The sequence below is a fragment of the Dietzia sp. DQ11-38-2 genome (assembly GCF_014145055.1).
In the GTDB taxonomy this organism is placed as follows: Bacteria; Actinomycetota; Actinomycetes; order Mycobacteriales; family Mycobacteriaceae; genus Dietzia.
Map to the genome: position 1 here is coordinate 7,841 of NZ_JAALDW010000233.1, position 8,145 is coordinate 15,985.

At 69.9% G+C, this 8,145-nt stretch carries 8 protein-coding genes; 4 read left to right on the top strand and 4 right to left on the bottom strand.

Features of this window, described 5'->3' with window-relative positions; translation table 11 throughout:
• Positions 1-210, bottom strand: a 210-nt coding sequence (locus tag G6026_RS08765) for a lycopene cyclase family protein (protein ID WP_241727991.1), incomplete at its 3' end; no start/stop codon positions are given.
• A 411-nt stretch (positions 211-621) separates the two neighbouring features.
• Between G6026_RS08765 and G6026_RS08770 the strand changes: the two genes are divergently transcribed.
• Positions 622-2,253: an ABC-F family ATP-binding cassette domain-containing protein gene (locus G6026_RS08770; RefSeq protein ID WP_107756487.1), complete on the top strand. Its 1,632-nt coding sequence runs from the start codon at positions 622-624 to the stop codon at positions 2,251-2,253.
• 126 nt (positions 2,254-2,379) lie between these two features.
• Positions 2,380-2,817, top strand: coding sequence for a universal stress protein (locus G6026_RS08775; protein WP_107756486.1), 438 nt, complete (start codon positions 2,380-2,382; stop codon positions 2,815-2,817).
• Positions 2,818-2,834: 17 nt separating this feature from the next.
• Here the strand turns inward: G6026_RS08775 and G6026_RS08780 are convergent, their stop codons facing one another.
• Together G6026_RS08780 and G6026_RS08785 are read right to left on the bottom strand one after the other, a co-directional pair.
• A complete protein-coding gene (locus G6026_RS08780; protein WP_309230127.1) occupies positions 2,835-4,046 on the bottom strand; it encodes an alpha/beta fold hydrolase in 1,212 nt (403 codons plus the stop codon).
• Positions 4,047-4,134: 88 nt separating this feature from the next.
• The gene (locus G6026_RS08785) at positions 4,135-5,373 is read right to left on the bottom strand and encodes a carbamoyl-phosphate synthase large subunit (RefSeq protein WP_347238082.1); all 1,239 of its coding nucleotides are present in this window, start codon (positions 5,371-5,373) and stop codon (positions 4,135-4,137) included.
• 105 nt (positions 5,374-5,478) lie between these two features.
• Between G6026_RS08785 and G6026_RS08790 the strand changes: the two genes are divergently transcribed.
• Both G6026_RS08790 and G6026_RS08795 read left to right on the top strand, forming a co-directional pair.
• Positions 5,479-6,150, top strand: a complete 672-nt coding sequence (locus tag G6026_RS08790) for a GAP family protein (protein ID WP_182612938.1) — start codon at positions 5,479-5,481, stop codon at positions 6,148-6,150.
• Positions 6,151-6,218: 68 nt separating this feature from the next.
• A complete protein-coding gene (locus G6026_RS08795) occupies positions 6,219-6,566 on the top strand; it encodes a hypothetical protein (protein WP_182612939.1) in 348 nt (115 codons plus the stop codon).
• Between the two features lie 116 nt (positions 6,567-6,682).
• Here G6026_RS08795 and G6026_RS08800 read toward each other — a convergent pair.
• Positions 6,683-8,145: aminotransferase class V-fold PLP-dependent enzyme (locus tag G6026_RS08800; RefSeq protein WP_241727992.1), on the bottom strand; the 1,463-nt coding region annotated here is incomplete at its 5' end.

Below are 8,145 nucleotides of genomic sequence, written 5' to 3' on the forward strand. Positions count from 1 at the left end.
CAGGACGTCGACACCACACTGCGTCACCGAGAGCCACGGGGGCAGCTGGTCGGCCCACAGGGACAGCGTCTGACGCCACGGCGCGTCCGGCCGCGGATCGATCGCGAGCACACTCAGGCCCGCGTCCGCGCAACGGGAGGCGAGCGCACGGCCGGACGGTCCGAGACCGACGACGGCGACGTCGTAGAGTGCACCCCCCGTGGCATCCATCACGACTGACAGTACCGCCGAGGGGAGGGCGTGGACGTGCCGGGAGCGTTCTACCACCAGCTGGCCGCCGACCCGCTGACCTACCCGGGGGTCAACTGCGACCTTGTGGTCTCGCTGCACCGGGAACCGGAACCGGGGTGGGTGCATCTGGACTTCGAGACGTGGGCGGTCCCGGTGGCGGCGTCATCACCGACACGCTCCTGTCCGACGACCGGTGGGACGCACCGGCCGCGCAGTCCAGAACCTGTACGGGTGCAGAGCGGGGTGAGGTCACCCCCGGGGGCGCTGTCCGGCGGGTGGACCAGGCCCGGGCGGAGACCCCGGTCACCGGAGTCGTCCCGCGACTCGCGCCGCAGGTAGAGTGGCTGGTCGGCCAGAACCCACCCGAGAACAGACGAGGTACCCGCGCACGTGATCACCATCGACGACCTGGAGGTGCGCGCCGGCGTGCGCACCCTGCTCCACATGGACGGGTCCTCGCTGCGGGTCCAGCCCGGCGACCGGATCGGCCTGGTGGGCAGGAACGGCGCGGGGAAGACGACGACGATGAGGATCCTCGCCGGTGAGGGGGAGCCCTACGCCGGGAAGGTCGTCTCGACCAGCGACGTGGGGTACCTCCCGCAGGATCCCCGCGAGGGCAACATGGACCAGCTGGCCCGCAGCCGGGTGCTGTCGGCCCGCGGGTTGGACGTCCTGATGCTCCAGATGGCCGAGGCCCAGGAGCAGATGGTCGAGGCGCCCGACGATGCGGCGATGGACAGGGCCGTGCGCAAGTACGGTCGACTCGAGGACGAGTTCTCCGCCCGGGGCGGATACGAGGCCGAGAGCGAGGCGGCGCGCATCTGCAGCAGCCTCGGGCTGGAGGAGCGGATCCTCACCCAGAACCTCGGGACACTGTCGGGCGGTCAGCGCCGGCGCGTGGAATTGGCCCGAATCCTGTTCGCCGCGTCCGACGGGGCGGGCAAGTCCCAGACCATGCTGCTGCTGGACGAGCCCACCAACCACCTCGACGCCGACTCCATCACGTGGCTGCGCTCGTTCCTCGAGAAGCACGAGGGCGGGCTGATCATCATCTCCCACGACGTGGAACTCCTCGAGGCCGTGGTCAACAGGGTGTGGTTCCTCGACGCCGTACGCGGGGAGATCGACGCCTACAACATGGGCTGGCAGAAGTACCTCGACGCCCGCGCCACCGATGAGGCGCGGCGCCGTCGGGAACGCGCGAACGCCGAGAAGAAGGCCTCCGCCCTCAAGACGCAGGCCGCCAAGCTGGGCGCCAAGGCCACCAAGGCCGCGGCGGCCAAGCAGATGATCCGCCGCGCCGAGACCATGATGAACCAGCTCGACGAGGTCCGGGTGGCCGACAAGGTGGCGCACATCAAGTTCCCCACCCCGGCCGCGTGCGGCAAGACCCCGATGTTCGCCAAGGGCCTGACCAAGATGTACGGCTCCCTGGAGGTCTTCGCCGGGGTGGATCTGGCGATCGACAAGGGCAGCCGGGTGGTGGTGCTGGGGTACAACGGTGCCGGCAAGACCACCCTGCTCAAGCTCCTCGCGGGTGTCGAGCGCACCGACGGTGAGGGCGGGGTCGTCTCCGGCCACGGCCTCAAGGTGGGCTACTTCGCCCAGGAGCACGACACCCTGGACATGGACGCCAGTGTGTGGGAGAACATCCGCCACGCCGCACCCGACGCGGGGGAGCAGGACCTGCGCGGTCTGCTGGGGGCGTTCATGTTCACCGGCCCCCAGCTCGAGCAGCCCGCCGGCACCCTGTCCGGTGGCGAGCGCACCCGACTGGCGTTGGCCGGCCTGGTGTCGTCGGCCGCCAACGTGCTGCTGCTCGACGAGCCCACCAACAACCTCGACCCGATCTCGCGCGAGCAGGTCCTCGACGCCCTGCGCAGCTACGAGGGCGCGGTGGTCCTGGTGACCCACGACCCCGGTGCTGTAGAGGCCCTCGAGCCCGAGCGGGTGATCATCCTGCCCGACGGGACCGAGGACCTGTGGAGCCAGGAATACATGGAGATCGTCGAACTCGCGTGACCAGCACCCCTCGATTTTTCGTCGGCCGCCTCGCGGCGGGGTGGTCGTGCGGCTACGGTGAGAGTGTCGCCGGATCCGGACTGACGCCGGATGCCCCGTCGACGGTCTCACGGAGGAGGTCGACCAATGGACGCAAAGCCAGTCGTCGTAGGGGTGGACGGGGGCCCGGACTCGCTCAAGGCCCTGGCCTGGGCCGCCGACTACGCGAGCACGGTCGGGGCGCCCGTGATCGCGCTCGCCGCAGTGGAGACGCCGGCAGTCGTCGGCCCGTACGCCATGGCCGGGTGGGTGGACCCCGAAGTCCTGGAGGACAGGGCTCGCACCATGCTCGCGGACTCCGTTCGGGACACTCTGGGTGACGAGGCACAGGTCGAGCAGACCGTGATCCGCGGTCATCCTGCGGAGGCGATCGTCACCGCGTCGCAGGACGCCCGGCTCGTGGTGGTGGGCAGCCGGGGATGGGGTGGCTTCCGCGGACTGCTCATGGGCTCGGTGAGCCAGCATGTGGTGTCGCACGCGCACTCGCCCGTCGTGGTCCTGCCGCGTCAGTCCGAGGACGCCTGAACGACTCGCCTCCAGGCTCAGGTCCCGACACGGCGAACCAGTCCCGAGAGGACGTCCGGAAACCGGGCCGACACGCCGCGGCGGGGAAGAGCGTTCAGCGCATCGACCCGGCCGGGAAGATCGTGGTGACGACCGGTGACCAGGTGCTCGATCGCGACCAGCATCGCTTCGGGATGGGTGTCCAACGCACTGTGGCCGTTGTCGATCCGGGCGACAACCGGGTCCGGGGCGATCGAGGCCACGCGATCAGCGATGGCGGGCGGTGTGCGCAGATCCCTGGTACCGCTGAGAAGCACCATCGGCCAGGTGAACCGGGAGGTCTCGCGACGCAGGTCGACCGGCTCCGCATCGAACCCGGGGAACCGGTGCGCGATCGGAGCATAGGTGAGCGCGGGATCCAGGGGCAGGCCGTCCGTGGGCGCGCCGTACCCCAGCTCGCGGAATCCGATCGTCCCGGCGAGGTCGAACTCGTAGACCCCCGGAACGCGAGCGGGCGAGCCACCCCTGGTCGCGTACGTCTCGAGCAGTCGCCAGGCCACGGCGTCCGGGGTCGGAAACCGTCCCCGTCCCCGCACCCTCGCCCGCAGTAGCGGACCGAGCAGTTCCGGCCCACCCAACTCATGGGCCGCGCGGATCACGTCGAGCAGTCGCCGACCGTCCTCCCCGCGCGCGTGGAGACGTCGCACATCCGCCGCGATGTCGGTGTCTGCCTCCCAGAATGTCGAGCGCACGGCCCGCCGCTCCAGGTCGATGTCCGTCGACGACTGCAGCGCCGAGTCCAACAGCATCCCCGCGACGCGTTCCGGGTACAGGGCGCCGACGCAGGACACGACGTAGCTCCCGTAGGAGGATCCGGCGAGGTGAGCCGAGTCCACGTGCTCCCGGTCGAGAACCGCGGCGATGTCCCCGGCGACGGCGGCGACCCGCATGGCCGATTCCGGCAGGTCCCGCCCGGAGGTGTCGGTGCGGGACAGGCCGACGCCCCTGTGCTCGATCATGATCAGATCGAGCCCGAGGCGACCGGCATGGCGCCTGAACCCGCGATAGGGGAGCACCGAACCCAGTCCCGGGCCGCCGGGGACCACCACCGTCGGGCGGCGGGTGCGCGGGCCGGTCCGCACGTAGGCCAGGTCGAACGCGGGCCTGCCATCGTCGGCCGGTCGTCTGACGCTGCGCACTCCCGGGGTACCGGCCACCAGGGACGACACCAGCGGGCGGTGCAGTATCACGTTTCCACCGACTGCCTCACCGGTGTCGACCGGCGGACCGGTCCCGGCCGCAACCCGAGAGCGAAGGACACACCTGACCGCGCGATTCTCAGATCCGCTGCTCGTGAACGTCCTCGAGGGAGGCTGCATCGGCCGCGCTCATTCTCGTGATGGGCTCTCCGTTCCACACGATGTCGTCGCCCAGAGCGCCCAGCAACTCCTTGCGCTGGCCGTGGCTCAGCTTGGCACCGTGGATGAGCGTCGCGGGGCTCCACATCATGGCGAAGGAGTCGTGCCACCCCGAACCGACGTCCTTCACGTGGAGCAGGTCGTGCAGTGAGGTGGGCAGATGCTTGAGCGGCTCGGCGAACGCGTCGGCGAGTACGGCAAGGCTGATCTGGCGCTCGACGCCCGGTTCGACGACGAACGGCTCGGAGTTCCCGCCGGTCAGCGCCTGCTCGAGCTCCTCGGCGCCGAGCAGGATGACGCCGTTGGTCGGACGTGGATTGCACTCGATGGCGTAGAACTGCCCGTTGTCGTCGACGAAGTCGAAGGAGAGCTGGCCCGTGAACCCAGGATCGAGTGCCTCGACGATGCGCCTGGTGTAGTCGAGGGTGTCGGTGCTGTCCACGGCGAGGAAGGTGATGCCCGTACTGTGCGCCCACTGCTCGGGCGCGCGATAGGTGCAGTGCGAGGTGACCCGGCCGTCCACGACGGTGCTGTAGGTACACACCATGGGGCCGTCGACGAACGGTTGGACGAGCCACGGCTGTTCCTCGGTGGGGTGGCAGTCGTCAACGGACATCTTGCCCGCCAGCGGCCCGGTGTTGGTCAACAGACCCACGCCTCCCCGCGAGAACGCCGCGCGAGCGAAATAGCGCGGGTACTTGTCGATGGCGGCCATCAGCGAGGCATGGTCTGTGGCGACGACTGTCTCGGGGATCGGCACTCCGGACCGCTCCACCAGCCGCTGGAAGCTGGCCTTGTCGTGCAACTGCGCGAGCTTGGCAAATCTCCCGGCGAAGAGCGTGACCCCCGCGGGCAGATCGGCGGCCCGGGCCGCGAGGTAGAACACCTCCTCGAAGGTCGGGATGATCAGGTCGATCTCGTACTCTCCGACGATCCGGTTCACGTCGCGGATGAACTGGTCGGTGTCGTAGCGGGGGGAGGCCGTGACGGCGTGGCCCGCGAGGTACTTGGAGTGACTGCCCGTCGCTCCCGAGTAGGTGTCGCTCGCCACCACGGTGTGACCACGGCTGCCGAGCTTGCGGATGATGTCCAGGGCGAAGGTGTTCCTGGAACTGGTGACGAGTACGCGCATCGTGGTCCTCTCAGCGGCGGTGAACACTGGTCATACTATTGCCGACCCGGGCGCGACCGGTCCCCAATCGGTACTACTGTCGAGACGACGAAACGGGGGCGCATGCACGAGGTGGCGGGATGGATCGCGGCCGTGCCGACACTGATCGGGTTCGGCCTGGCGCTGGGCCTGAGTCCCGCGCTCTACGGCGCGACCGCCGACATCCTCGCGCGGAATCAGAACGTGCGCGCACGTATGACGTGGTTGCTCACGGGTCTGGCGTCCGGGGCCACCGCGCTCGCGCTGGTCCTCCACGGCGTCAACCCCGCGAATCTCGTGGACCAGGTCCACCGGCGCGGGGATGCGGTGGTGGAGAATCGCGACGTCGACCTGGTGGTGGGCGTGCTTCTGCTGGCTCTGGCGTGCGCGATGGTGCTGTGGGTCCGGGTCGTCCCCGAGCTCCCACGACGCCCGGAGCGGGCACCCGACCAGAGCTCGCCGCCGGCCGCCCTGTTCGTCCTCGGGTTCACCTCGGCCGTCATCGGCCTGACCACACTTCCGATCATGTATCTCACCGGACGGTTGGTCGAGAGCGTGAGCACGGATCCCGTGGTCAGGGTGTGCGCCTACCTCGTCTTCCTGGTCGCGCTGATCGGACCGTTCGTTCTCCTGGCGTGGGTGTGGTCACGCTTCCCCGTCGCCACCCGGAAGGTCACCGCGGCGTACGAGCGGATGCTCGGATGGGACACGCGGTGGGTGGCGTTCGCCGTGATGACCGTCGGCGGGGTCGCACTGGTGGGATTTGCGACCCTGCTGCACCGCTGAACCCCGCTCGGGCGGTTAGGCGATCCTTAGCGACCACCCTGACCAGGGGGTTTGAGACACTTCTTCCCATGGACCTCGTTTTTGACATCGTTCTGATCCTACACTTCATCGGCCTGGCCGGAATCATCGGCGGGTGGCTCGCCACCATCAAGGCGCCGCTGGTGAACAAGGCGATCCTGCACGGTGCGATCCTCCAGGTCGTGACCGGCCTTCTACTCGTCGGCCTGCGCGAGATGCAGGACGTGGACCTCAACCACATGAAGATCGGGGTCAAGCTCGTCATCGCGATCGTCATCCTGGTCGTGGCGGTGATCGGCGTGCGCCGGGAGGCCAGGGCCGCGGGCAGCACGAGGACCCTGGCGAACGTCGCCGGCATTCTGGGAGTGGTCAACGTCGCCATCGCGGTCCTGGTCTGACGCGATCCGGGCCTGACCCGGTCCTGGTCTGCGCCGGTCCTGGTCTGACACAAGCACGTGCCATCACGCGCCGCCCCTCGACTCCGGTCGGGGGGCGGCCGTCGTCGTGGACCTGACTACTCCATCACAGCCGCGAGGTACGCACGCACGAGCCGGGCGCCCACCTCGGCCGGGAGGCGCTCGATCGCCGCGAGGAGTGGCGCCATGCCGTCGTCTTTTCCACCTGTGTCGCCGAGGACCCCGGACACCATCGCGTGCACGTCATCCTCGTTGAGGGTCAGCAGATCACCGGGGGAGAGGGCGCCGGCCTCCAGCGCGGCCAGGACGTCGGCGAACGCCGCCGGGGGCGACGGGTCCGGCATCCCGCGCACCGCGTCGGCGGACGCCCGCGCCACGGCGAGGATCTCGTCCGTCAAGCGTTCGGTCACCGGGGTGATGGTGAGGTGGGACGACGACGGCAACGCACCGCGCTGCTGGCGGTAGGCCGGTTGCGCCTGCACCGCGATGCCCCTTCGACCGCACTCGTCCGCCCACAGGTGGGGGTGGACCCGCCCGGCATCTCCCACCGACCCGTCGGCCACCACGGTGATCAGGGGTCCTGGATCGGAGTCGATCACCCGCAGGCCCTCGATTCCGGACAAGCCCTCCACGAGGGCCGCGGTCGCCCTGGCGGTGCGCGCGACGAGTTCGGACTGACCGTCGTCGCCCAGGGCCTCGAGCACCGCCCACGCGGCGGCCGCGGGTTCGAGTGGCTTGGACCCGGACAGGGTGGGGTTGACCACCGGGTAGCCCGGCCAGTCCACGGTGGAGAACCAGGATGCGCGATGCCTGGTGCGGCCCCGGCTGAGCAGCACCGAGGTCCCTTTGGGGGCGAAACCGTACTTGTGCAGATCGGCGGAGATGCTGGTCACACGCCCGATTCGCAGATCCCACATCGACCCCACCCCGCCCGGCCAGAACGGCAGCACCAGTCCGCCCAGGCAGGCGTCGACGTGCAGCCCGATCCGCGGGTCATGGTGCGCGTCGAGCCCGGCGGCGACCTGTTCGACCGGGTCGATCACACCGGTGGGGTAGGAAGACGCCGAGCACACCACCAGGCAGGTGTCCCGATCCACGGCACCCAGGAGGTCCGCGGCGGACACGCGGCCCGAGGCGGGATCCACCTCGACGCCGACGAACCGCATCCCCAGGACGTGAGCGGCCTTGCGGAACGCCGCGTGGACGGTCACCGGGGCGACGATCGTCCCGCCGCTGCCGGGGGCACGCCCCGCGACCTCCCGGGCCGCCAGACACGCCAGCATGCAGCTCTCGGTGCCGCCTGACGTCACGACACCGTGGACGTCGTCGTCGATATCCCGACCGTCGCCGGGGCCCCCGCCCAGGATCGTGCGAACCCGGTCCACGATCCCGCGGTGGATCCGCGCGACCGACCCGAACACGGTCGGGTCGAGGCCGTTGACGCCGTGCGCCAGACCGGCCGCGCGGACGGCCACGCGGTCCACCCCCTCCAGTCCCGAGTCGTAGACGTAGGACAGGACCCGGCCGCCGGTCGTCGGCGGATCGGCCGCGCGCAACTCGG